23 protein-coding genes are annotated in these 20,451 nt (G+C 62.0%); 1 reads left to right on the top strand and 22 read right to left on the bottom strand.

Annotation, left to right across the window (positions count from 1 at the left end; translation table 11 throughout):
• Window positions 1-6: 6 nt before the first annotated feature.
• From GPL20_RS23815 to dinB, 17 genes are all read right to left on the bottom strand, one after another.
• A complete protein-coding gene (locus GPL20_RS23815) occupies window positions 7-513 on the bottom strand; it encodes an A24 family peptidase (RefSeq protein WP_157332157.1) in 507 nt (168 codons plus the stop codon).
• A gap of 417 nt (window positions 514-930) precedes the next feature.
• Window positions 931-1,137: a Flp family type IVb pilin gene (locus GPL20_RS23810; RefSeq protein WP_157332156.1), complete on the bottom strand. Its 207-nt coding sequence runs from the start codon at window positions 1,135-1,137 to the stop codon at window positions 931-933.
• A 321-nt stretch (window positions 1,138-1,458) separates the two neighbouring features.
• The gene (locus GPL20_RS23805) at window positions 1,459-1,674 is read right to left on the bottom strand and encodes a hypothetical protein (protein WP_157332155.1); all 216 of its coding nucleotides are present in this window, start codon (window positions 1,672-1,674) and stop codon (window positions 1,459-1,461) included.
• Window positions 1,675-1,717: 43 nt separating this feature from the next.
• Window positions 1,718-2,008, bottom strand: coding sequence for a hypothetical protein (locus GPL20_RS39635; protein WP_246250852.1), 291 nt, complete (start codon window positions 2,006-2,008; stop codon window positions 1,718-1,720).
• Window positions 2,009-2,341: 333 nt separating this feature from the next.
• Window positions 2,342-3,331 carry a dihydroxyacetone kinase subunit DhaK gene (gene dhaK, locus GPL20_RS23795; protein ID WP_157332154.1) on the bottom strand — a complete coding sequence of 330 codons (990 nt, stop codon included), beginning with the start codon at window positions 3,329-3,331 and terminating at the stop codon, window positions 2,342-2,344.
• 38 nt (window positions 3,332-3,369) lie between these two features.
• Complete coding sequence (locus tag GPL20_RS23790; protein WP_157332153.1) at window positions 3,370-3,801, bottom strand: hypothetical protein; 432 nt, start codon at window positions 3,799-3,801, stop codon at window positions 3,370-3,372.
• Window positions 3,798-5,423: a phosphoenolpyruvate--protein phosphotransferase gene (gene ptsP / locus GPL20_RS23785; RefSeq protein ID WP_157332152.1), complete on the bottom strand. Its 1,626-nt coding sequence runs from the start codon at window positions 5,421-5,423 to the stop codon at window positions 3,798-3,800. The genes GPL20_RS23790 and ptsP overlap by 4 nt, the downstream gene beginning before the upstream one ends.
• The gene (locus GPL20_RS23780) at window positions 5,401-5,715 is read right to left on the bottom strand and encodes an HPr family phosphocarrier protein (protein ID WP_157332151.1); all 315 of its coding nucleotides are present in this window, start codon (window positions 5,713-5,715) and stop codon (window positions 5,401-5,403) included. The genes ptsP and GPL20_RS23780 overlap by 23 nt, the downstream gene beginning before the upstream one ends.
• On the bottom strand, window positions 5,708-6,094 hold the full coding sequence (gene dhaM / locus GPL20_RS23775; protein ID WP_027557143.1) for a dihydroxyacetone kinase phosphoryl donor subunit DhaM: 387 nt from the start codon (window positions 6,092-6,094) through the stop codon (window positions 5,708-5,710). The genes GPL20_RS23780 and dhaM overlap by 8 nt, the downstream gene beginning before the upstream one ends.
• Window positions 6,091-6,705, bottom strand: coding sequence for a dihydroxyacetone kinase subunit DhaL (dhaL, locus tag GPL20_RS23770; protein WP_157332150.1), 615 nt, complete (start codon window positions 6,703-6,705; stop codon window positions 6,091-6,093). The genes dhaM and dhaL overlap by 4 nt, the downstream gene beginning before the upstream one ends.
• On the bottom strand, window positions 6,702-7,709 hold the full coding sequence (locus GPL20_RS23765; RefSeq protein ID WP_157332149.1) for an ABC transporter ATP-binding protein: 1,008 nt from the start codon (window positions 7,707-7,709) through the stop codon (window positions 6,702-6,704). The genes dhaL and GPL20_RS23765 overlap by 4 nt, the downstream gene beginning before the upstream one ends.
• Entirely contained in the window at window positions 7,702-8,799 is a 1,098-nt protein-coding gene (locus GPL20_RS23760) for an ABC transporter ATP-binding protein (protein WP_157332147.1), read from the bottom strand. Before GPL20_RS23760 ends, GPL20_RS23765 begins: the two co-directional genes overlap by 8 nt.
• Window positions 8,800-8,805: 6 nt before the next feature.
• Window positions 8,806-9,018, bottom strand: a complete 213-nt coding sequence (locus GPL20_RS23755; protein WP_157332144.1) for a hypothetical protein — start codon at window positions 9,016-9,018, stop codon at window positions 8,806-8,808.
• On the bottom strand, window positions 9,015-9,968 hold the full coding sequence (locus tag GPL20_RS23750; protein WP_157332142.1) for a carbohydrate ABC transporter permease: 954 nt from the start codon (window positions 9,966-9,968) through the stop codon (window positions 9,015-9,017). The genes GPL20_RS23755 and GPL20_RS23750 overlap by 4 nt, the downstream gene beginning before the upstream one ends.
• The gene (locus GPL20_RS23745; protein ID WP_157332140.1) at window positions 9,965-10,924 is read right to left on the bottom strand and encodes a carbohydrate ABC transporter permease; all 960 of its coding nucleotides are present in this window, start codon (window positions 10,922-10,924) and stop codon (window positions 9,965-9,967) included. Before GPL20_RS23745 ends, GPL20_RS23750 begins: the two co-directional genes overlap by 4 nt.
• A gap of 101 nt (window positions 10,925-11,025) precedes the next feature.
• Window positions 11,026-12,372, bottom strand: a complete 1,347-nt coding sequence (locus GPL20_RS23740) for an ABC transporter substrate-binding protein (protein WP_157332138.1) — start codon at window positions 12,370-12,372, stop codon at window positions 11,026-11,028.
• A gap of 351 nt (window positions 12,373-12,723) precedes the next feature.
• The gene (dinB, locus tag GPL20_RS23735) at window positions 12,724-13,971 is read right to left on the bottom strand and encodes a DNA polymerase IV (protein ID WP_157332136.1); all 1,248 of its coding nucleotides are present in this window, start codon (window positions 13,969-13,971) and stop codon (window positions 12,724-12,726) included.
• A gap of 583 nt (window positions 13,972-14,554) precedes the next feature.
• Between dinB and GPL20_RS23730 the strand changes: the two genes are divergently transcribed.
• Entirely contained in the window at window positions 14,555-14,947 is a 393-nt protein-coding gene (locus GPL20_RS23730) for a VOC family protein (protein WP_157332134.1), read from the top strand.
• A gap of 245 nt (window positions 14,948-15,192) precedes the next feature.
• Here the strand turns inward: GPL20_RS23730 and GPL20_RS23725 are convergent, their stop codons facing one another.
• The 5 genes from GPL20_RS23725 to GPL20_RS23705 all read right to left on the bottom strand — a co-directional run bounded on the left by GPL20_RS23725 (window position 15,193) and on the right by GPL20_RS23705 (window position 20,365).
• Entirely contained in the window at window positions 15,193-16,284 is a 1,092-nt protein-coding gene (locus GPL20_RS23725; RefSeq protein ID WP_157332132.1) for an ABC transporter ATP-binding protein, read from the bottom strand.
• Window positions 16,285-16,293: 9 nt separating this feature from the next.
• Complete coding sequence (locus tag GPL20_RS23720; RefSeq protein WP_157332130.1) at window positions 16,294-17,127, bottom strand: carbohydrate ABC transporter permease; 834 nt, start codon at window positions 17,125-17,127, stop codon at window positions 16,294-16,296.
• A 10-nt stretch (window positions 17,128-17,137) separates the two neighbouring features.
• Entirely contained in the window at window positions 17,138-18,088 is a 951-nt protein-coding gene (locus GPL20_RS23715; RefSeq protein WP_157332128.1) for a carbohydrate ABC transporter permease, read from the bottom strand.
• A 131-nt stretch (window positions 18,089-18,219) separates the two neighbouring features.
• On the bottom strand, window positions 18,220-19,482 hold the full coding sequence (locus GPL20_RS23710; protein ID WP_157332126.1) for an ABC transporter substrate-binding protein: 1,263 nt from the start codon (window positions 19,480-19,482) through the stop codon (window positions 18,220-18,222).
• A 1-nt stretch (window position 19,483) separates the two neighbouring features.
• Window positions 19,484-20,365, bottom strand: a complete 882-nt coding sequence (locus GPL20_RS23705) for an N-acetylmuramic acid 6-phosphate etherase (protein ID WP_157332124.1) — start codon at window positions 20,363-20,365, stop codon at window positions 19,484-19,486.
• Window positions 20,366-20,451: the final 86 nt, after the last annotated feature.

Below are 20,451 nucleotides of genomic sequence, written 5' to 3'. Positions count from 1 at the left end.
GACATGTCAAAATCCTCGACTGAAAATGGCCCAGATGCCGCCGCAGGCGATGGCGACGCCGTAAGGCAGCGGTGCATGACGCAAATGACGCCAACGCTCGACCGCGTAGACGCGGCGCGCGAACGACGATCCTGCCGGCGCCATCTTGGGATATGGCAGGTTGCGCATCAGCAGATGCATCAGAGCAAGGACGCCGCCGGCCAGCGCGGTGACGGTCAGCAACTCGACGATGCCCGTCAGGGGAAGACCAACCGCCAGGGCAACCAGCAACTTCACGTCGCCACCACCCATCCATCCCCGCGTATAGATGAAAAACAACAACAGAAAGAGGAGCGCAGCGGATATCAGGGACTCGGCAAGCTGCATCGGGCTGGCGATTTGACTGGCGATTCCGAGCAGCGCCAGCGCCAGGCAAATCTCATTTCTGATCAATCGTGTCGCGACATCGAGCGTCGCAACGTAGAGCAACAACAGGATTTCCAGAATCGAAGCTATGGGAACAATCCAACTCATAGAACGCGTGTCCCAAACTCATCAAATATCGTACTCAGAAAGAACCTGTGGCAGATGCAGATGTCCGCCGGCCCAAACGGCCGTACTAACCTCCGCCAACAGTGGAAACAGCAGTGTCGAGCTTGCTCATTGCGCTGGTTAGCGCGGCCGTCATGGGACCAGTCGCAGCCGCCTTGAATGCCGCACTTACTGTGGCGACAACAAACGCCGTAAGAACTACGTGATCCAAGGAAACCACGCCATCGTCGTCCCTGCCCGGACGCTTCAATGCGTCGATGGAATCAATGCAATATCTCGACATAGGAGAAATCTCCCGAAGGCAACATCTTCAGTAGCGAGTAATCACATTCCTCAAGATGAATTCGTCCAGGATGGCAGAGTGGGCGGAGGGGGCCTGCCCCTCCGCCGCAGGCAAACTCAGAGGGTGCCGATAGCGTCGGTGATTGCGGTGAGGCCAGTGTTCAATGCGCCCCTGATCGTGCCAGCACCGGCACCGTTGAACACGGCGATCACGACGGTGACGACACAAGCCGCGACGATCACGTACTCGAACGACACGACGCCGTCCTTGTCCGTGCGCAGCTGCTTCAGGGCTTCGGTGGTCTTGATGTAAAATTTCAACATGAGCGAAAATCCCTCTTACTAAGATTAATTCACTGACAATGTTGGCACTCAAAATTTTACCGTTGGCCGATAAAACTTTGTGCCAACTATCGGCAAGCTTAAATCAATCGCAACGGGATTGTCATCCGATAATCGTTCGTTAACCCTACCCTTGGGGGTAATCCGAAATCACCAGCGCCGTAAAAATACGGATCGAACGATACGACGATACCGGGGCGCAACAACAAATCGAGCCGCGCTCATCGAAGTTGCGGGAGATCGAGCTTGGCGAGCCGACTTCTCTTGCGACGGCCGTCATACGCGGTGCGGGAACGCACGTCTCTAGTAGACGCACTGTCGGACGTAGTAGCCGCCGCTCACCCGTATCCACTGGCAGGGACTCGGCGGAGGCTCCTTGACGATGACCCAGCCGTGATAATCGATGTTGGTTGGCGCGGTCACGCCGCGCCAAAACACCGCATGGCCCTCGGACGTGCTCAGAATGATCGATGCGCCAAACGATACCAGAGCGGCGCAGAGCAGAAAGAACGTTCGCATTGTCGGCCTCCCGCTTGGACGTTGCTTACAGCAGCCATCAAAATCAGAATGCAAGCGAGTAGCTGAACTTCCGCGCCAGCTCGGGATCGACATATCCACTCCCGTCGATCCATTCGTGAGGACAATAGCCGATCGATAAAGGATCGATGAAAAGTCCGTCTCGAACGATCGCTTCGCGAGTGCCGATCAGACCCGTCGCAACTCTGTCGCCACTCCCCACATCAAGACGCAACGCGTCAAAAACCGCAGTATCATTGATCACGGCAATACTGGCCCGTCTCAAAAGAACGATCTGCAATGAAATGCAGCGTATCGCGTGGGCGCGCGAGAGCAAGCAATATCGTTTTTGCAATTGCTCACACCGGCCGCGGAAACTGATCACCTGAAAACGGCGGACGCTGATAGGCCACCGTCCAGCTCGGACGCCGACTCGTTCTCCCCACCTTGCGCCATCGCGAACACTTGAGGCCAGAAACTTGCGTGAGCTAATCCCTAAAAGGATGCGCCGGCGCACGAGACCGCTGCGCCGATCGTATGAATAAGTCCGCGAAGTCGAGCGTCTGACCACGCTCCTGGGGCAGTCCCCCGCGCTCCTATCGCGACTCCGTCCCCCGAGATCACAACCGCTGCCTGACGGCTGCGGCATCACCCGACCACGACAAATCCATCAGATACCCCAGCGCAGCGCAGCGGTATGCACTGGGGCGTCCCACAGTTCTTTTGCCTGGCTGTCGAGCACGGAGACGGTGATTGAGACACCGGCCATGTCGAGGGACGTCACATAAGAACCGATCAGGAAGCGCGTCGCCGTGCTCCCGAAGCTGTCCAGAATGCGTTTGGCGCTGTTGGCCATCAGATAGAGTTCGATGAGAGGCGTCGCGCCGAACCCGTTGATGAGAAGCAGGACCTCGCTGCCCTTGCCGGGTGCGAGGTCCCGCAGGATCGCGTTGAGCATCTCGGCAGCAATGTCATCGGCAGAGGCCAGCGGCACCCTGCGGCGCCCCGGCTCACCATGAATGCCGACTCCCATTTCCATTTCATTCTCAGCCAGGGTGAAGTTCGGCCTGCCCGCCGCCGGGACAGTGCACGGCAGCAGCGCCACGCCCATTGAGCGGGTGCGCCTGTTAACATCATCACCAAGCATCTTGAGCGCGGCGAGCGGCATCCCCTTTTCGGCCGCGGCACCGACCATCTTCTCCACGATCAGCGTTCCTGCTACGCCGCGACGACCGGTGGTGTAGGTCGATTTCTCGACCGCAACGTCGTCATTGGTCACCACGCTCGCGACCTCACGCCCGGCCATCTCGGCGGCCATGGTGAAATTCATCACATCGCCTTCGTAATTCTTGACGATGAAGAGCACGCCTGCTCCGGTGTCGACAGCCTCCGCCGCCTCGATCATCTGATCCGGCGTCGGCGAGGTGAAGACCCGGCCCGGACAGGCGGCATCGAGCATTCCATGGCCGACAAAGCCCGCATGAAGCGGTTCATGGCCGGAGCCGCCGCCAGAGATCAGTGCAACCTTTCCCGGCTTCAGGGTGCTGCGGCGCACGAACTTCCGCTCGGCGCCAAGCAGCAGGATATCGGCATGGGCTGCTGCCAACCCGTCGAGACTCTCTTCGAGCACCGTATCGGCGCTGTTGATCAGCTTCTTCATGGCGTCCTCCCGGTCATCTTTTTGGCGTTTCGAATTGGTCAGCCGATGCTTTCCGCGTAGCGGGCGAGCTGGGCAGCAAAGTCGACGATGAGCTGCTCGAGCGCGCGATTCTTCTTGTCGTCGCCGAGGTCGGGCACCGTCACGGTAACGACACGGGTGCGCGCCTCGCGATGGGCGCCGCGCAGCCGGCCCGGGTGCGCGCGACCATAGGCTTCGAGGAACGCCGCTCGCTCGGTACCGGAGAGATGGCAAACCTCGAAGATGATCGCGACATGCTTCGCCGGGATCGGCACCAGATAGGCGGGGTTGGTGATCTGGCTAACGAAAGAGCGGTTCTTGCCGAGCGCCGCCGCGAGCTTCAGCCGCGTCCCCGATGGCCGGTTGTCGAGGGCCCGCCGCAGGATCAGCTTGTAGTCCGCGACATTGCTGTCGCCTGGCCGGCTTGCGTCTTCGCCTGCATCGTCACTCATGCGATCACCCCGGCAATGGCGGCCTTGAGCCGCGCCACCGCAATCGGCGAGACCGAGAGCGTCGTCAAGCCTGTCGCCAGCAGCGCGTTCGTCAAGCGCGTATCCGCCGCGGCATCGCCGCAGAGCGAGACCTCGACACCACGCCTGCGTCCGGCCTCGACCGTCCGCGCAATCAGCGCCAGCACCGCCGGATGGCCGGCATCGTTGAGGTCGGCGACAGCGCCGATGTCGCGCGCCGCTGCCATCGTGTATTGGGTCAGATCGTTCGACCCGATGGAATAGAATGCCGCATCAAAATCCTCGGCGCATAGCGCAGCCGAGGGGACCTCGACCATGATGCCGAGCGGCGGCCGGGCGCAGGCGATGCCCTGTGCCGTGAGTGCCGAGAACTCCGCGTCCAGCATGGCCTTGGCGCGGTCGAGCTCCGACGGGACCGCGACCATCGGCAGCATCACCTTCAGCGTTCCATGGACGGCAGCACGGCACAGCGCCCGCAACTGCACGCGAAACACCTGCGGCCGCGCCAGCGAAAGCCGGATTCCGCGCAAGCCCAGGAACGGATTGCGCTCACCATCGACCGTCACGCCGGGGATCGGCTTGTCGCCGCCGGCATCGAGCGTGCGGATCGTCACCGGCCGTCCCGCGGCCCAGTCGAGAATGCGCCGGTAGACCGCGTATTGCGTATCCTCGCCGGGCAGGCCTCTCGATCCCTCGAACAGAAACTCCGTCCGCACGAGACCGATGCCGTCGCAGATTGCAGGATCGAGGCCCCCGAGCTCTTCTGGCGCGGCAACATTGAGAAGAACGGCGATGCGCTTTCCATCCGCCGTCAGTGCCGGCTTGAGGCGACCGGCGTCGGCAGCAATCTGCGCAGCATTCGCCGCCGCCATGCGATGCTCGAACAGACGGCGCGTTTCGGGATGGGGATCGAAGATCACAGTGCCGGCGTCGCCATCGACCAGCGCCAGTGACGGCGGCTGTCCATTCCATGGTAATGGCCCCAATCCGACTACCATGGGGGCGCCGCGCGATCGCGCAAGCATCGCGACATGCGACGACGGTGATCCGCCAGCGAGCGCAATGGCACCGCCGCGGGTCCAGTCAACGGCGAGGAATGTGGACGGCGAAATATCATCACCCGCGACGACGGAATCGCCGGATATCTTTGCGATCGTGTTTGCACCATTCAGGCCGGCAAGCACGCGATCGCGAATGTCGACGAGATCGGCAGCTCGAGCCCGGAAGTATTCCTCGTCCGCGGCGCGATAGCCTGAAATCTCCGCGTCGAGTGCAGCGCGCCAAGCGTCATCCGCAGCCACGCCGGCCGCAATGGCTTCATAGGCACCTTCAGCAAGCGCATCGTCACCGAGCATCGCGACCTGGAACTCCAGGATCTCTGCAGCCTCGTCATGAACCCTCGCAATCAGGTCGGCGAGCTCCACGGCGGCCCCTTCGATCGCCGCCTTGAGCGCCGCCGCCTCCTGCACAGGATCGCCCTTCGTCACCCTGCTCACAACTGCACTCGTCAGCACGGCCACCGGGCCGATGGCGAGGCCAGGCGAAGCGGGATGGCCGGTGAGATGGATCTCGCCCACGATTCTACGCCTCGCCGAAACCGTCATGCACCAGCGCCAGCATGGCCGCGAGCGCCGCCTCACCATCAGGACCGGCGACGCGAAAATGCAGCGTTGCGCCCTGCGGCGCTTTCACACGCATCACCTTCACCGGGCTCTTGGCGTCGGTCCAGGGTCCCTCGGCGGCAAGCGCGATTTCGATCTTCGCGATGAAGCCCTTCGCGCATTGCGTGAGCTTCACCGATGGCCGCGCGTGCAGGCCGACCGGATTGACGAGAACCGCCGAGGCGGTCAGCGGCGCAAACATCTGAGCCGACCGGTTGGCGTTGGCGTCATGCATAGAATTCCTCCGCACTGCGCTTGACGGCGGCAAGCGATGAGCCGCCCGAAGATTCGGTCGCAGCGATCACAGCCCCCTCGACCACCGGGGCATTACAGACCAGCACGCGCGCGCGCCGGTCTTCGGGGAGCATCTCGACCGCCATCTCCGAATTGGTCTCGGCACCACCGAGATCGACGAGGATCGCAACGCCCGCCGGTGACCAAGCCGTCTCGATCGCCTCGAGGATTCCTGCAACGTTCGTACCCAGGCCGCCATCGACATCGCCACCGGTCCAGGCCAGCGGCACTGCGTCCCCGACCATCTGGCGCACCATGTCGGCCGCGCCTTCCGCGATCTTCGGCGAATGCGACACGATGACAATTCCAACGTTGCTCATGTATTGACCTCGAACTCCAGTGTCTCAACTGCTGCGCCGATCAAAAGGGACGCCGAGCGCGAGCCCGGGTCCATATGACCGATGGAACGTTCGCCCAGAAACGACGCGCGACCACGGATCGCCTGCATCGGCGTGGTGCGATCGGCCGCTTGGGCAGCCTCAGCCGCGATCGCCTTGGCATCGCCGCCTCCTGCGAGAACGGCGTGAACCGGCACCAGGACATCGAGCAATGTCTTCTGTCCCGCTTCGGAACGACCGCGCGCCTTGACAGCCTCGATGGCTTTCTCCGTCGCCGCGACCAGATCCGCCCGGCTCGGCTGCTCCGGAAGGGCCTTGCCCAGTTCCATGAAGAAAGTTCCGACCAGCGGCCCCGACGCACCGCCCACCTTCATCACCAACGTCATTCCGATCGCCTTCAGCATTTCCGGGAGCGACTTGTCGGCAAGGCCCGGCAATACGGCAAGCACAGCCTCAAAACCGCGCTTCATATTCAGCCCATGATCCCCATCGCCAATCGCCTGATCGAGACTCGTCAATTCGTCCGCGTGCGAGATCACTGAAGCTGCCAGCGCTCGTACCAATCTTTCCCTGGCTACCCGATCGAGGCTCATGCCGCTACCCTCCAGCCCTTCGCGTCGAAAAACAGCGGTTTGTTCAAACGGAGCGACACGACGTCTCCGGCGCTAAAGCCCGCTTCGGGATCCGCCAGGGTCACAACGGGCCGGCCAGCGAGGTCGAGATGGAGATGACTCTGGTCGCCGAGATGCTCGACCCGCTTGACGGTCGCCGAGACGTCGCCACCACCGCGCGCGATCGTCAGGTGCTCAGTCCGTGCGCCGATGGTCTCGGCACTATCAGGCGCGCCGGCGAACAGGGTCGCCGGCAGCAGATTGATCACCGGCTGGCCGAGCCGCGCCGCGACATGAGCGTTGACCGGATTCTCGTAGATCTCCCGCGGCGAACCGATCTGCATCAGCCGTCCGCCTTCGATCACGCCGATGCGCGACGCCATGGTCATCGCCTCGGTCTGATCGTGGGTGACATAAAGAATCGTCGCGCCGAGGTCGACCTGGATCCGCTTGAGCTCGAGCCGCAGCTCACCGCGCAGCTTGGCATCCAGCGAGGACAGCGGCTCGTCCATCAGATAGATCGAGGGCGAACGGACCAGCGCCCGGCCGATCGCAACGCGCTGCATCTGCCCGCCCGACAGCTGCGTCGCCTTGTTGTCCAGCTTGGTTTCAATGTGAAGAAGACGCGCGACCTCCAGCACCTTCGCGCGGATATCGGCTTCGGGTACGCGGCGGGTCGGCGCACGCAACGCGAATGCCATGTTCTCGAACACGGTCAGGTGCGGATACAGCGAATATTGCTGGAAGACAAAGGCAACATCGCGATCGGCCGGTGCATCACCGGTCACATCGCGTCCGCCGATCCGGATCGAACCACAGTCCGGCCGCTCCAATCCGGCGATCAAACGCAGCGCCGTGGTCTTGCCGGCGCCGGTCGGCCCGAGCAACGCGACGAATTCGCCATCACAGACGGTCAGCGACAGATCGCTCACGGCCTGCGTCTTGCCGAATGCCTTGGAGACGGCGTTGATCTCAACCTCAGCCATGCGTGCCTCGCTCATGTAACGCGGTGCGGATAGCCCGGCCCGACGCCTTATCGAAGATCGAGAGCGTGTCGGGCCGGAAGTCGAGCCCGACAGTCTCGCCGGTCCGGAAGGATCTGCTGCTGGGTGAGCGGGCCTTGAGCGCACCGTAATGCGTCGTCACGGTCACGATCTGCGTCGTGCCCAGATATTCCGTGCCATAGACCTCGCCGCGCACCATGCCGCGATCGGTGAAGCGCACGTGCTCGGGCCGCACCCCGAGCACGAGTTCGCTCTCCGCCATCGCTTCGCGCGCCGCGGGAATTGCCACATCGCGCTCGCCGAGCCTGATTGCCTCTGCGCCAGTCTGAAGGCCGCCACGGAACGGCAGGAAATTCATGGGTGGCGAGCCGATGAAATCGGCAACGAACAGTGAAGCGGGCCGATCATAGATGTCGCGCGGGCTCGCCACCTGCTCGACGACGCCGTTGTTCATCACTGCGATCCTGTCGGCCATCGCCATGGCTTCGAGCTGGTCATGGGTGACGTAGACGGTAGTCGCTCCCAGCCGGTCATGCAGAGCCCGCAGTTCATGAATCATGGCCTCGCGCATCTCTGTATCAAGCGCGCCAAGCGGCTCGTCCATCAGAAAGCATTTCGGCTTACGCACAATGGCTCGTCCAAGCGCGACGCGCTGCCGGTCGCCGCCGGCAAGGCCTGAGACGGAGCGGTCGAGCAGGTGCGAGATTCGCAGTATCCGCGCGGCCTCGACGACCCGACGGTCGCGCTCGGCCGGCCCGATGCCCTCGCACTTCAGGGGAAAGCCGATGTTGCGCCGGACATTCATGTGCGGATAGAGCGCGAAGAGCTGGAACACGAAGGCGATGTCGCGCGCGGATGCGCGGTTCATCGTCACGTCTTCGCCATCGAGCCTGATCGTACCCGCCGTCGGCAGCTCCAGGCCGGCGATCATGCGGAGCGTGGTGGTCTTGCCGCAGCCTGACGGTCCGAGCAGGCAGAGGAACTGGCCGTCCTCCACCGTGAAGCTGGCGGACTTGACCGCATGGAAGTTACCGAAGGATTTGTCGAGCGCCTCGACCTTGATCTGTGCCATCGCGCCCTACTCCCGAACCTTGGACACGATGGTGAACATCACCGTGCCGAACAGGGTCGTCGCAAACGACCAGGAATACAGCGTCAGGGAAAATGGCTGCATCAGCATCACGACACCGGCGGCGATGATCGTGGTTGCCAGGGCTTCGAGTGGACCACGCCGCAGAACGCGGTCGGCGAGATCACGTCGTGCGATGGTTGGGCTGGCATCGAGGCTCATTTGCGAACAGCTCCAAAGGTGATGCCGCGCAGCAGATACTTGCGAAGCAAGACCGTGAACACCACGATCGGCACCAGGAACAGCGTCGTGCCGGCCGCCACCGCGGGCCAGTCCTGTCCGCCCTCGCCGATGATGATCGGAATGAACGGTGGCGCCGTCTGCGCGTTGCCCGAGGTGAGAAGCACCGCGAAGGCGTATTCGTTCCAGGCGAAGATCAGGCAGAAGATCGCCGTCGCAGCGATTCCCGTGGTGGCCTGCGGCAGCACCACCTTCACGAAGGCCTGGAAGCGGGTGTAGCCGTCGATCATCGCCGCTTCCTCGTACTCACGCGGGATTTCGTCGATGAAGCCCTTGAGCAGCCAGACCGCGAGCGAGACGTTGACCGAGGTGTAGAGCAGGATCATCCCGAGCCTGGTGTCCGACAAACCGATGGTGCGGTACATCAGATAGATCGGGATCGCGACCGCGATCGGCGGCATCATCCGAGTCGATAGGATGAAGAACAGCAGATCATCCTTCAGCGGCACGCGGAAGCGCGAGAAGCCATAAGCCGACAAGGTGCCGAGCGCGACTGCGAGCAGGGTCGAACCGAACGCAATGATCAGCGAATTGACGAAGCGCGGCACGTAGTTCGAGGGACCGGCGACCACCATATTGCGATCGCGTGCAATGCTGTCGCACAGCCCTTGCGGCGGTCCTAGCGAGCGGATGAATTCCGGCGTCTGACGCGAGCGCGTCGTGAACAAATTGCAAAAACCTTCGAGCGACGGCTTGAACATCACCTTGGGCGGATAGGAGATCGCGTCATCAGGCGACTTGAAGGCGGTGAGCATGATCCAGACCAGCGGGATCATAGTGATGATGGCATAGAGCACGACGAGCGAGCCGGCAACGCGGCGCGTGGTGGCCGACGGCTCGACGACCGAATGAGCTGTGGTGGCTGATGTCATCGGCTTTTCACCTTGTTCAGCGCCTTCACATAGATATTGGCGAGACCGAAGACCGTCACGAACAGGATGATCGCGAAGGCCGAGGAATAGCCGGTGCGCCAGCTCTCGAACGCCGCCCGCTTGAGCGTGATTGAGGCAACTTCCGTGGTCGATCCCGGCCCACCGCCGGTGAGCAGATTGACCATGTCGAACATCTTGAAATTCTCGATGCCGCGGAACAGCACCGCCAGCATGATGAACGGCAACGCCATCGGCAGCGTGATGGACCAGAACTGCCGCCATTTCGACGCACGATCGACCTCGGCCGCCTCGTAGATGTAGTCAGGGATCGAGCGCAGGCCAGCGAGACAAATCAGCATCACATAGGGCGTCCACATCCAGGCATCGACAATGACGATGGCCCAGGGGCTCAGCGTGACGTCGCCCAGCATCTGGAAGGACGAGGCCGCGCGGCCGGTGAAGAAGGCGACCACGTAATTGAACAATCCGATCTGGGGCTGGTACAGGAACGTCCAGAAATTGCCGACGACGGCCGGCGACAGCATCATCGGCAGCAGGATGATCGTGGTCCACATCCCGTGCCCACGGAATTTCTTGTCGATGAGGTAGGCTAGGCCAAATCCGAGCACGGTCTCGATCACCACCGTCCAGATCACGAAATGCGCCGTCACCTGCATTGCCGCCCAGATGTCGGGATCGGTCAGGATCGACTGGTACCAGTCGGCGCCAAGCCAGATCGTCGGCGCGTTGGCCCTGTTAGCGCGGTAGTTCGTGAACGACAGATAAATCGTCCAAAGCAGCGGGAAGATATTGATCGCCAGCAGCAGCACGATCGTCGGCGTGATGAAGAGCCAGGCGAGCGTCCTGTCCGACAGGCCCCGGATACGACGCGCCACGCCCGGTCGGACCATGACGGCCCGATAGGTGATCCGCGAAGAGGCACTCAATTCATTCATTGCTTTGGCCGATCCTGGCACCGGGTCGTCGACACTGCGACGGTCCGGTCATCTCGAAGGAAAGCCCGGAGCGCGAGCGCACGCGCTCCGGGCGGCTTGCCTCAGAACTTCTTGCCCTCTTCCTTGAAGATGGCCTTCCAGTCCTTGACCAGACCATCGAGTGCTTCCTGTGCGGTGCCCTTGTCGGCCACCACATAGTCATGCACGCGCTTCTGCTCGGCCTGCAGGAGCTGGGCATAGGAAGGCTCGGCCCAGAAGTCGACGACCATTCCCATCGACTGCAGGAACTCCTTTGCAAAGGGCGCGCTGCTCGGAAAGCTCGGATCGTTCAGCACGGACTTGGCGCAGGAATAACCGCCGAGTGCCCACCACTTCTTCTGCACATCGCCGCCGGAGAACCACTTGATGTACTGCAGCGCTTCGGCCTGGTTCTTGGAGTAGGTAACGACCGAGATTCCCTGTCCGCCGAGCTGCGTCGACTGTGCGGCAGGACCGGCCGGATTGACGAAGAAGCCGATCTTGTCGCCGCCGACATTCGGATCCTTGTAGAGGCCCGGGAAGAAGGCGAAGAAGTTCATCTGCAGCGCGACCTGGCCGGACTTGAAGGCATCAAGCCCCTCCGACATGTAGGAATTGGAGGCGCCGGGCGGCGTACAGCACTTGTAGAGCTCCTTGTAGGCCTCGAGCCCCTTCACCGCGCTGGCGGAGTTCACGAACCCATCCATCGCATAGGGCTTCTTCGGATCGTCGTATTTGAAGCCGTAGTCGTAGAGGTAGTTCGACACGCCCATGGTGATGCCTTCCGAACCACGCTCGGTGTAGATCGAGGCGCCATAGACCTTCTTGCCGTCGATCTCGCGGCCCTGGAAGAATTGTGCAATGTCCTTCAGCTCATCGAGCGTCTTCGGCACGCCGATCTCGCGGCCGTACTTGGCCTTGAAATCCTTCTGCACGTCCGGCCGCGCGAACCAGTCCTTGCGATAGGTCCAGCCGACCGCATCGCCCATCGCCGGCAGCGCCCAATAGTTCGGCGTGTTCTTCGGCCACTCGGAATAGCCGACCACCGTCGCCGGCATGTAGTCGTCCATGCTGATTCCTTCCTTCTTGAAGAAATCGTTGAGCTTGACGTACTGACCGTTCTCCGCGGCGCCGCCGATCCATTGTGAATCGCCGATGATGAGGTCGCACAGCGAGCCGTGCGAATTGAGTTCGTTGAGGAATCGATCGGCGTAATTGGTCCACGGCACGAACTCGAACTTCATACCGATACCCGATTTGGCGGTGAAGTCCTTCGACAATTCGACCAGCGCATTGGCCGGGTCCCATGCGGCCCAGCACAGCGTGATGGTTTTGCCCTGCGCCTGTGCGGGCGTGGTCCCCGCTCCGACGCCAAACGCGGAGACAGTAGCCCCGCACGCAACAGCAAGCGCCTTCAATGTCTGTTTCATTAAGCGTTCCCTCCGAGTGGACCGGCCATCGACATGGCGCGGCTTTCCTACCCGCTCGAATGCTTCGAGCAGAGCGACACAGTCCGTGACGAGCTGAATAACTAAACTGGTGTTTCCTCGCGCCACCCGGATTCTATAGGCCCGGCAGGCTCGATTTGTTTAGTGAACCACCAATTACTAAACATTGCAAGCGGAGTTGTTTTCGGCACGGCCTCAGCTCGCAGCCGATAGCGGATACCTGGTGGCGTTCATTCCGCCGCAAGAAGCGGGTCGAACATCACCCCGCGATATCGTTGCTTGTACTGCGCGTTTACGGCAAAGACCCAACCCGCGTCGCGTGACGGTCGAACGTCAAAGATCCTTTTCGGCGAGTTTCCGAAATTCATCGGGCACGGAACGAGATAAGCCCAGCGCTGCCGAACCGTACCCGATGGCATCCCGCCCGAAGCGATTGCGAATCTTGTCGACAGCACGGTCGGCCGCCCACCGCGCCATGCCGATCCTGCTGCCAGTCCGGCGCGCTTCATCCCGAAGTCCAAGCGGCAGCTCCAGTTCGAGATCCCAGTGCTCCTCGAGATGCGACACGGAAATCGCCAGCAAGGAGATGGTCTTCTCGTCCGGATAATCTGCAAAGATCGCGCGCACCAGCCCCTCGGCGAGCTCGGTGAGGATCATGGTTGCGAAAATCGGCGCATCAAGCGTGACCGAACGGGTGACCGACCTCAGATCGGCGAAGCGAACTCGGACCGTCACGGTTCGGCCGGGCCTCGACTTTGCGCGGAGGCGAGTTGCGATACGGTCCGCGAGGTGAAGCAAGGTCGGTCGAATAACCCGCGCTTCGGCCGGCTTTCTGCCGATCGCTGATTGCGCTCCAGCCGATCGGGCCCGACGATGAGATCTGATTTCCCGCGGGTCGCGATTCCACGCCAACGCTGCGAGTTTCTTCCCGGCCGCGGGACCGAGCAATCGCTCGAGCGACCTTCCCGGTAGTTTGGCAAGCTGCCCGATAGTCAGTACACCGATCTTGGCCAGCCGCGCCCGTGTGACCGGGCCCACTCCCCACATCAGCTCGACGGGCAGGTGGTGAAGGAATTCCAGTTCGGTGTCGGGATCGACAACCACCAGCCCGTCGGGCTTGGCCACTTGCGAGGCAACTTTCGCGAGATGCTTGGTGCGCGCGACGCCGACTGAAATCGGAAGCCCAAGCTCGGCCCGTACGCGTTGCCGGATAGCCCTTGCTATTTCGGGAGGCGACCCGAAGAGATGAGTGCAGCCCGCAACATCGGCAAAGGCCTCATCGATGGAAATCCGCTCGACGAGGGGAGTGAAATCGCCGATCACCTTGACGGCAGCGTCACCCAGTCGTTGGTACTCTTGGAAGTGTCCGCCGACAAAGATGAGTTGCGGACAGAGCTCGCGGGCTTGACGTCCGGGCATGCCGCCGCGGACCCCGAATGCCTTAGCTTCGTACGAAGCTGCAAGTACAACCCCGCCGCCAACAGCGATGGGTTTACCGCGCAACGACGGCGAAAGTAACTGCTCTACCGAGGCGTAGAAGGCATCCAGATCCGCGTGCAGGATGGTTGCACTGTCTGCCATCCGAGTCCGCCCCAAGGAAGCTCGCACGAAGAGAACATAATGAGAACGCGCTCCGAGAATGTCAAGCCCGCGGCGCCGACGAACCCGCGCACGTGACACGCGTTAGGTCAGACACCACAGACCTGGGTCAGACATGCGACTTCGCGTTGTGACGCTTAACTTCTGGAATCGGAGCGGCGATCCCAAACGAACCGATCTGATCAGTCGGGAGTTGCACCGGCTGGCTCCCGACCCGGTCGCCTTTCATCAATTCCGACGGACGCCGGATGCGGCCAGCATCCGTTAATCTCGGCGGATTGCAGTTACTCGCTGGCCGAAGTGTGAAACATCACGACGCCCCCAAGGCAGTCTGCGAAATTCAGACCGCAAGGCTCGCGTTCGAGTGCCCGCTGGACGGCCTCTGGCTAAGCGATCATTTCGGCGTCGGTCGATCTCGAGGTGCGCGCCGATCGCGTCTGATAGGCGCCAAAGCTCTAGGTCAGGCTTCCCATTGCCAGTTCCATTGATTGCGTGCCCGTCGAAACAGGAACAACCTCGATGCGCGCCGTGTTTGACTTCACCTGTAACCTAGGGAGATCTGAGCATGGCAATCGAGTTCAATCACACCATTTTGTCGGCTCGCGACAGCAAGGCATCGGCCGAATTCCTGGCCGAGATGCTCGGCCTGTCGGAGCCGCGCCGCTGGGGACCGTTCTACATGGTCAGGACCGACAACGACGCCAATCTCGACTATATGGACTCCCAAGGAGAGCTCGCGCCTCAGCACTACGCCTTCCTGGTCGGCGACGCCGAATTTGACGCGATCTTTGATCGGATTCGCGAGCGGAAGCTGACCTACTGGGCTGATCCCGCGCGTCGCAAGCCCGGCGAGATCAACGATCACGACCGCGGACGCGGCCTCTATTTCGAAGACCTTAACGGGCACCTGCTTGAAATCATCACGCGCCCATATGGTAGCGGCGGCTGGAACCCATAGACCGTATAACGCCGAAATCTGGAAGGGGGCTCGCACCGACTCCATTTTTACTCTCATTGCCAATGGCCGCGAGAACGACGGCAAGCCGAACAGAGATCTCGGTTCCAGAGAGGGACCGGAATTGCCGGATCAATACTCACTTGAGGGCGCGTAAGATAGCGTACGAGGCCCATCATGATTGAATGCTCACACTATCAAGCCCGCTTGTTACCGGTCGGCGCCCAAGCCGGTGGTTTCCCGAGCACTCAAACATCGTTCGGCGTCGCGATCCGCAACCCCGAGGCGTCGAAGACGTGCACGTCCCGAGCCGCAGCAGTGAGCGTGACTCGCTCGCCGGGGGGCGGCGTCTGTCGACCGCGGATTTCGGCTACGAACAGCCTGCCGTCATCGCGGCGCAAATAGGCAAAAGAGGATTCGCCAAGCCGTTCGACAAGTTCGACGACACCTTCCACAGCGAGGGGACCGTCCTCTCCTTGGGCAAGATGCTCCGGACGGATGCCGACCGTCAACGCGTCTCCGATCTTCAGATGCCCCGCCGGCAGGTCGAGGCTACGGAATCCGGGTCCAGCCACGCACGCGCGTCCGCCCTCGACACTCTTGACCCTCGCTTCGAAGAAATTCATCGCGGGCGAGCCGATGAAGCCGGCGACGAACAGATTGGCCGGCGCATAGTAGAGGTCGAGCGGCCTGCCGACCTGCTCGATGCAGCCCCTGTTCATCACGACGATGCGGTCGGCAAGCGTCATCGCCTCGACCTGGTCGTGCGTGACATAGACAATCGTCGATTTCAGCAGTCTGTGCAGATTCGCGATCTCGACGCGTGTCGAGACGCGCAACGCCGCATCGAGGTTGGAGAGCGGCTCGTCGAACAAGAAAACAGCCGGCTCGCGCACGATCGCACGGCCGATCGCAACGCGCTGACGCTGGCCACCAGAGAGATCTCGCGGATAACGCTCGAGCAGTTCCTCGAGCCGCAGCATACGGGCCGCCTCGGTGACGCGCCGCTCGCGTTCAGCCGGCCGCACTCCGGTGAATTTCAATCCGAACGTCATGTTCTTGCGCACATTCATGTGCGGATAGAGCGCGTAGGACTGGAACACCATCGCGATGCCGCGCTCGGCGGGCGCCAGCGTGTTGACGAGCTTGCCGGCGATATGGATGTCGCCGCCCGATGCGCCATCGAGCCCGGCAATCATGCGCAGAAGCGTCGACTTGCCGCAGCCTGAAGGGCCGACGAGAACGACGAATTCACCGTCCTCGATGTTGAGGTTGATGTCGTTGAGCACCGTCGTCACGCCATAACGCTTGTTGAGGTGCTCGATGCGCAGATCGGCCATTCTGACAACCTATTTGACTGCGCCGGAGGTGAGGCCTGCGATGAGTTGGCGCGAGAGGATCACGTAGATCACGACCACCGGCAGGATCGCCATTGACAGCGCGGCAAGCACGGAATTCCAATCGGTGATGTACTGGCCAAGAAACTGCTGCACGCCGAGCGTGACTGTATGCGTCGAGTCGCTCGACGTCAGGATCAGCGGAAACCAGAGGTCGTTCCAGATCGGCACGATGGTGAAGACAGCGACGGTCGCGATCGCCGGCCGCAGTAGCGGAGCGACCACTTCGAAGAAGATGCGGGTTTCCGGCACGCCGTCGCAGCGCGCGGCGTCGCGCAAGTCCTTGGGGACCTGCTGGATGAACTCACTCAATATGAAAATCGACATCGGCAGGCCTTGCGCAACGTAGACGAGGATCAAGGCCGTCAGCGTGTCGTTGAGGCCGGCAGACCGCATCATGCTGAGGATCGCGACGGAGCCAAGCCGGATCGGCACCATGATGCCGATCGACAGAAACAGCGCGAGCGCCGTCGAACCGCGAAAGCGGTATTCGGTCAGCGCCCAGGCCGCCATCGCGCCAAACAGAAGCACGAGTGCCATGCTGACGAGGGTCACGATCAGCGAATTCGAATAGTAGGTGAGGATATGGGAGGAGCGGAAAACCTTCTCATAGCCGGCGAGGCTGAAGGTTGCGGCGTCCGGCGGAGCAAGCGGGCTACCGAAGATGGCGCTGCGCACCTTGAACGAATTCATCACGACGAGCAGAATCGGACCGACCGCGAGCACGCTGTAGGCGATCAGGACGAGATGGACGCCAAGGCTCCTTGCGCGCTGCTCCACCGTCATGCTGCTCCCCTCAGAAAGCGTAACGGCGGATGCGCCGCTGCACGAGGAAGAGATAGAGGCAGAGGCCGACGAGGATGATGAAGAACATCACGGTCGCGACCGCCGAGCCCATCGTCGGATTGCCGAGCTGGAGCTGGTTACCGAAGAACGTGCGGTAGAAAAACGTGCCGAGAATGTCGGTCGCGAAATTCGGCCCCGCAAGCGCGCCCTTGACTGAATAGATCAGGTCGAAAGCGTTGAAGTTGGCGACGAAGGTCAAGACCGACACCAGACTGATCGTCGGCAGGACGAGCGGAAGCTTGATGTGCAGGAAGATGCGGAAGTGTCCGAGCCCGTCGACGCGTGCCGCGTCGATCAACTCTTCAGGGATGTTGAGCAGCGCGGCATAGATCAACATCATCGGGATGCCGACGAATTGCCAGACGGAAATGAGGGCCAGAGTTACGAGCGCACTCGATTCGAGCCCCAGCCAGGGTGCGAACAGGGAGCCCAGGCCCACGGCCTTCAAGGCACCGGCAGCTACGCCCCAGAGCGGCGAAAGGATCAGGTTCCAGGAGAAGCCGACGATGACAACCGAAAGCATCGTCGGCAGAAACATGACGGTACGATAGAGGCCCTTGAGCCTCAGGCCCGGTAGGCTCAGTAATCCCGCGAGCGCAATGCCGATCGGATTCTGCACGCACATGTGCACGGCGAAGAAGATCAGATTGTTGCTGAAGGCATTCCAGAACGGCTTCGACCACAGCGCATCACCGAGCAGGGTTTCGAAATTGGCGAGCCCGACGAAATGCCGCCCGCCAGACGGATCGCTGGTGTAGGTGGACAGCGCCATCGTCGCGACGAGCGGATAGATCGAGAACAGGGTGTAGATCGCGACCGCCGGTCCGAGAAAGAACAGCAGCAGCCCCGCGAGTTTTGCGCGAGGCATCTGGGCGGTGATGTTCGAGACCGATTCTGGCATGAAGAGATAAAGCCTACCGCGCGTTATCGTCCCTCTCCGCGCTTGCGGCTCGTGCAGGGGGCAGCGGAGTATGCAGCAACTGTCGAACAAGGGAAGTCCCTCCCCCGCAAGAGCGGAGAGAGAGACTGGCTTCACTTGGCGGGCTTGTACCACTTGTCGAGGCCGTCCTGCAGTTGCTTGCCGGCAGCATCAGGCGTGAGCTTGCCGTTGACGACCTGCGCGGACACGTTCCACAGCTCGTTCTCCAAATTCGGCGTACCGCGCGACAGGATCTGATACGAGTTGCGGATCGTCGACTTGCAGGTCTGGCGCCATCCAACCATCGTCGCCGCGACGTCGTCGTCGACCTTCACCGGAGTCTTGGCGAGAGGAAAGAATCCGGGAAGCGAGTTGGCGTAGATCGTTGCGAATTCCGGCGTCGTCAGCCATTCCAGGAACTTCTTCGCGTCTTCCTTGTTCTTCGACGCTGCGTTGACACCCATCGCGATGTCGGTGTGATCGGAGATATAGCAATCCGTCGTGCCGGCCGGCTGTGGCGGCGGGAATGCGCCCATGGCGAATTTCGCCTGGCCGCGGAACGTCGAGATATCCCACGAGCCAGCCGCATAGATCGCGCCCTTGCCGAGAGAGAACAGGTTCTGGCTATCGGCGTAGGTCTGCGCCTGGAAGCCTGACCCGAGATACGGCGCCCAGCTTGCGATCTCCTTGAACGCCGCGACGTATTGCGGATCCGTGAGTTTTTCCTTGCCCGCAATCAGGTTGGCGCGGCCGACCTCGCCCTTCCAATAGTCGGGGCCGACGTTCTGGAATCCCATGGTGGCGGCCTCCCACTGGTCAGCCGTGCCCATCACCAGCGGGACGTAGGTGCCGTCCTTCTTGAATTTCTCAAGCACCGCGTGGAATTCATCGAGCGTCTTTGGCTCGGACACGCCGACCTTGGCGAACGCTTCCTTGTTGTAGATGAACCCTGCGATGACGGAGGCGATCGGAACACAGAAGGTGGTTTTGCCGTCGTCGGTTTGCCACGCGGCCTTCGCGACATCAGAGAAATTGTCCATACCCTTGAGGCCGTCAACCGCGTCGAGCTGACGCTTTTGATAGAGCGCGAGCGAGGCGTCGAACGGTCGGCACGTGATGAGATCGCCCGCTGTGCCGCCATCGAGCCGCGCGTTCAGGGCGGCGTTGTATTCCTTGGGCGCCGAGGGCGCGAATTCGATCTTGATGTCGGGATAGTGCTTGTTGAAGGCAGGGATGATCTTCGAGTTCCAGATGTCGGCGTCGTCATTGCGCCAGCTCTCGATCTTCAACGAGCCTGCCTGGGCCGATGCAAGCCCCGCAAGCAACGCCAACGCGGCAAGCTCAGCTCCCATTGCGGCCTTGAATGTCCGTCTCATGCTACGCTCCCTTGTTCGGGCCTTCGCCCGTGATCCCGTTGACGCCTGCGCGGCGCAACGCGTCGTCTATCCGGCCTTCCGCAGCAGCCAGCCACGTCACGGCTTCACTCATGCTGACGATACCGCAGGCAATCAGAATCGCCGGCTTGACCTCGCCGCCGGCCTCACGCAGCGCCGTATCCGCTTTGGCATCGCTGACGCCGGCGATTGTTGCGACGATCCCGCGCGCCCGCTCGCGCAATTTCGCATTGTCGGCCTTCAGGTTGACCATCAGGCCCTGGTGGATGTGACCAAGCTCAAATCCCATCAATGACGAGAGCATGCCGAGCGCGGCCTTTTGCGCGGCTCCGGCCGCGAGCCGTGTCGAGCCGCGCAGCGCCTCCTCCCCGCTCTCGAGCAAGATCGACGCGTCGGCACCGACGAGCAAAGGCGAACCCGGACGATGCGCGATGCCGATCACGAAGGCGCCGCGACGGCGTGCCTCGGCGGCGGCCGCGACGGTGAACGGCGTCGAGCCGCTCGCCGATACGACGATCACGGCATCACGAGTGAGGTCACCGAGCCCGGTCATAGCCCGCTCACCGGCTACGGCATCGTCCTCCGCGGCCCCATCGATGCAGAACGGCTCGGTGGTCCCGCTGGGCAGGACAATTGCGATGCGGCTCTGCTCAAGGCCGAACGTGCCAGGGAGCTCGGCTGCATCTTCGGCCGCCGCAAGTCCGGAGGAGCCTGCACCCGCATAGACCAGACGCCCACCTGCTCGCCAAATCGCGGCGAGGCGAAGCGCGGCGGCGCGGATGTCTCCGGAGGCAGCCGCGACCGAAGCAATCGCTCGGCGGTAGGACGCGAGCATTGCCTCCGCGAATACCGCCTCATCGATCATTCCGACACCGCCGGTGCTGTGCCACCTCTCTCCGTCCGTCTCCAAGCTCGGCAGTACCGACATCGTGAATACCAATGGTAGATACC

The organism is Bradyrhizobium cajani, from assembly GCF_009759665.1.
Classification (GTDB): Bacteria; Pseudomonadota; Alphaproteobacteria; order Rhizobiales; family Xanthobacteraceae; genus Bradyrhizobium; species Bradyrhizobium cajani.
The sequence above is the reverse complement of the archived record's forward strand: the minus strand, read 5'-3'. Positions and strand labels throughout refer to the sequence as shown.

What these genes read in the sequence shown, in the direction of transcription:
- GPL20_RS23705 (WP_157332124.1), bottom strand. Translation starts at nt 20,365, where the DNA reads ATGATCGATGAGGCGGTATTCGCGGAGGCAATGCTCGCGTCCTACCGC.
- dhaM (WP_027557143.1), bottom strand. Translation starts at nt 6,094, where the DNA reads ATGAGCAACGTTGGAATTGTCATCGTGTCGCATTCGCCGAAGATCGCG.
- GPL20_RS23750 (WP_157332142.1), bottom strand. Translation starts at nt 9,968, where the DNA reads ATGACATCAGCCACCACAGCTCATTCGGTCGTCGAGCCGTCGGCCACC.
- GPL20_RS23725 (WP_157332132.1), bottom strand. Translation starts at nt 16,284, where the DNA reads ATGGCCGATCTGCGCATCGAGCACCTCAACAAGCGTTATGGCGTGACG.
- GPL20_RS23760 (WP_157332147.1), bottom strand. Translation starts at nt 8,799, where the DNA reads ATGGCACAGATCAAGGTCGAGGCGCTCGACAAATCCTTCGGTAACTTC.
- GPL20_RS23740 (WP_157332138.1), bottom strand. Translation starts at nt 12,372, where the DNA reads ATGAAACAGACATTGAAGGCGCTTGCTGTTGCGTGCGGGGCTACTGTC.
- dhaK (WP_157332154.1), bottom strand. Translation starts at nt 3,331, where the DNA reads ATGAAGAAGCTGATCAACAGCGCCGATACGGTGCTCGAAGAGAGTCTC.
- GPL20_RS23810 (WP_157332156.1), bottom strand. Translation starts at nt 1,137, where the DNA reads ATGTTGAAATTTTACATCAAGACCACCGAAGCCCTGAAGCAGCTGCGC.
- dhaL (WP_157332150.1), bottom strand. Translation starts at nt 6,705, where the DNA reads ATGAGCCTCGATCGGGTAGCCAGGGAAAGATTGGTACGAGCGCTGGCA.
- dinB (WP_157332136.1), bottom strand. Translation starts at nt 13,971, where the DNA reads ATGGCAGACAGTGCAACCATCCTGCACGCGGATCTGGATGCCTTCTAC.
- GPL20_RS23780 (WP_157332151.1), bottom strand. Translation starts at nt 5,715, where the DNA reads ATGCATGACGCCAACGCCAACCGGTCGGCTCAGATGTTTGCGCCGCTG.
- GPL20_RS23745 (WP_157332140.1), bottom strand. Translation starts at nt 10,924, where the DNA reads ATGAATGAATTGAGTGCCTCTTCGCGGATCACCTATCGGGCCGTCATG.
- GPL20_RS23815 (WP_157332157.1), bottom strand. Translation starts at nt 513, where the DNA reads ATGAGTTGGATTGTTCCCATAGCTTCGATTCTGGAAATCCTGTTGTTG.
- GPL20_RS23710 (WP_157332126.1), bottom strand. Translation starts at nt 19,482, where the DNA reads ATGAGACGGACATTCAAGGCCGCAATGGGAGCTGAGCTTGCCGCGTTG.
- GPL20_RS23720 (WP_157332130.1), bottom strand. Translation starts at nt 17,127, where the DNA reads ATGACGGTGGAGCAGCGCGCAAGGAGCCTTGGCGTCCATCTCGTCCTG.
- ptsP (WP_157332152.1), bottom strand. Translation starts at nt 5,423, where the DNA reads ATGACGGTTTCGGCGAGGCGTAGAATCGTGGGCGAGATCCATCTCACC.
- GPL20_RS23805 (WP_157332155.1), bottom strand. Translation starts at nt 1,674, where the DNA reads ATGCGAACGTTCTTTCTGCTCTGCGCCGCTCTGGTATCGTTTGGCGCA.
- GPL20_RS23730 (WP_157332134.1), top strand. Translation starts at nt 14,555, where the DNA reads ATGGCAATCGAGTTCAATCACACCATTTTGTCGGCTCGCGACAGCAAG.
- GPL20_RS23715 (WP_157332128.1), bottom strand. Translation starts at nt 18,088, where the DNA reads ATGCCAGAATCGGTCTCGAACATCACCGCCCAGATGCCTCGCGCAAAA.
- GPL20_RS23765 (WP_157332149.1), bottom strand. Translation starts at nt 7,709, where the DNA reads ATGGCTGAGGTTGAGATCAACGCCGTCTCCAAGGCATTCGGCAAGACG.
- GPL20_RS23755 (WP_157332144.1), bottom strand. Translation starts at nt 9,018, where the DNA reads ATGAGCCTCGATGCCAGCCCAACCATCGCACGACGTGATCTCGCCGAC.
- GPL20_RS23790 (WP_157332153.1), bottom strand. Translation starts at nt 3,801, where the DNA reads ATGAGTGACGATGCAGGCGAAGACGCAAGCCGGCCAGGCGACAGCAAT.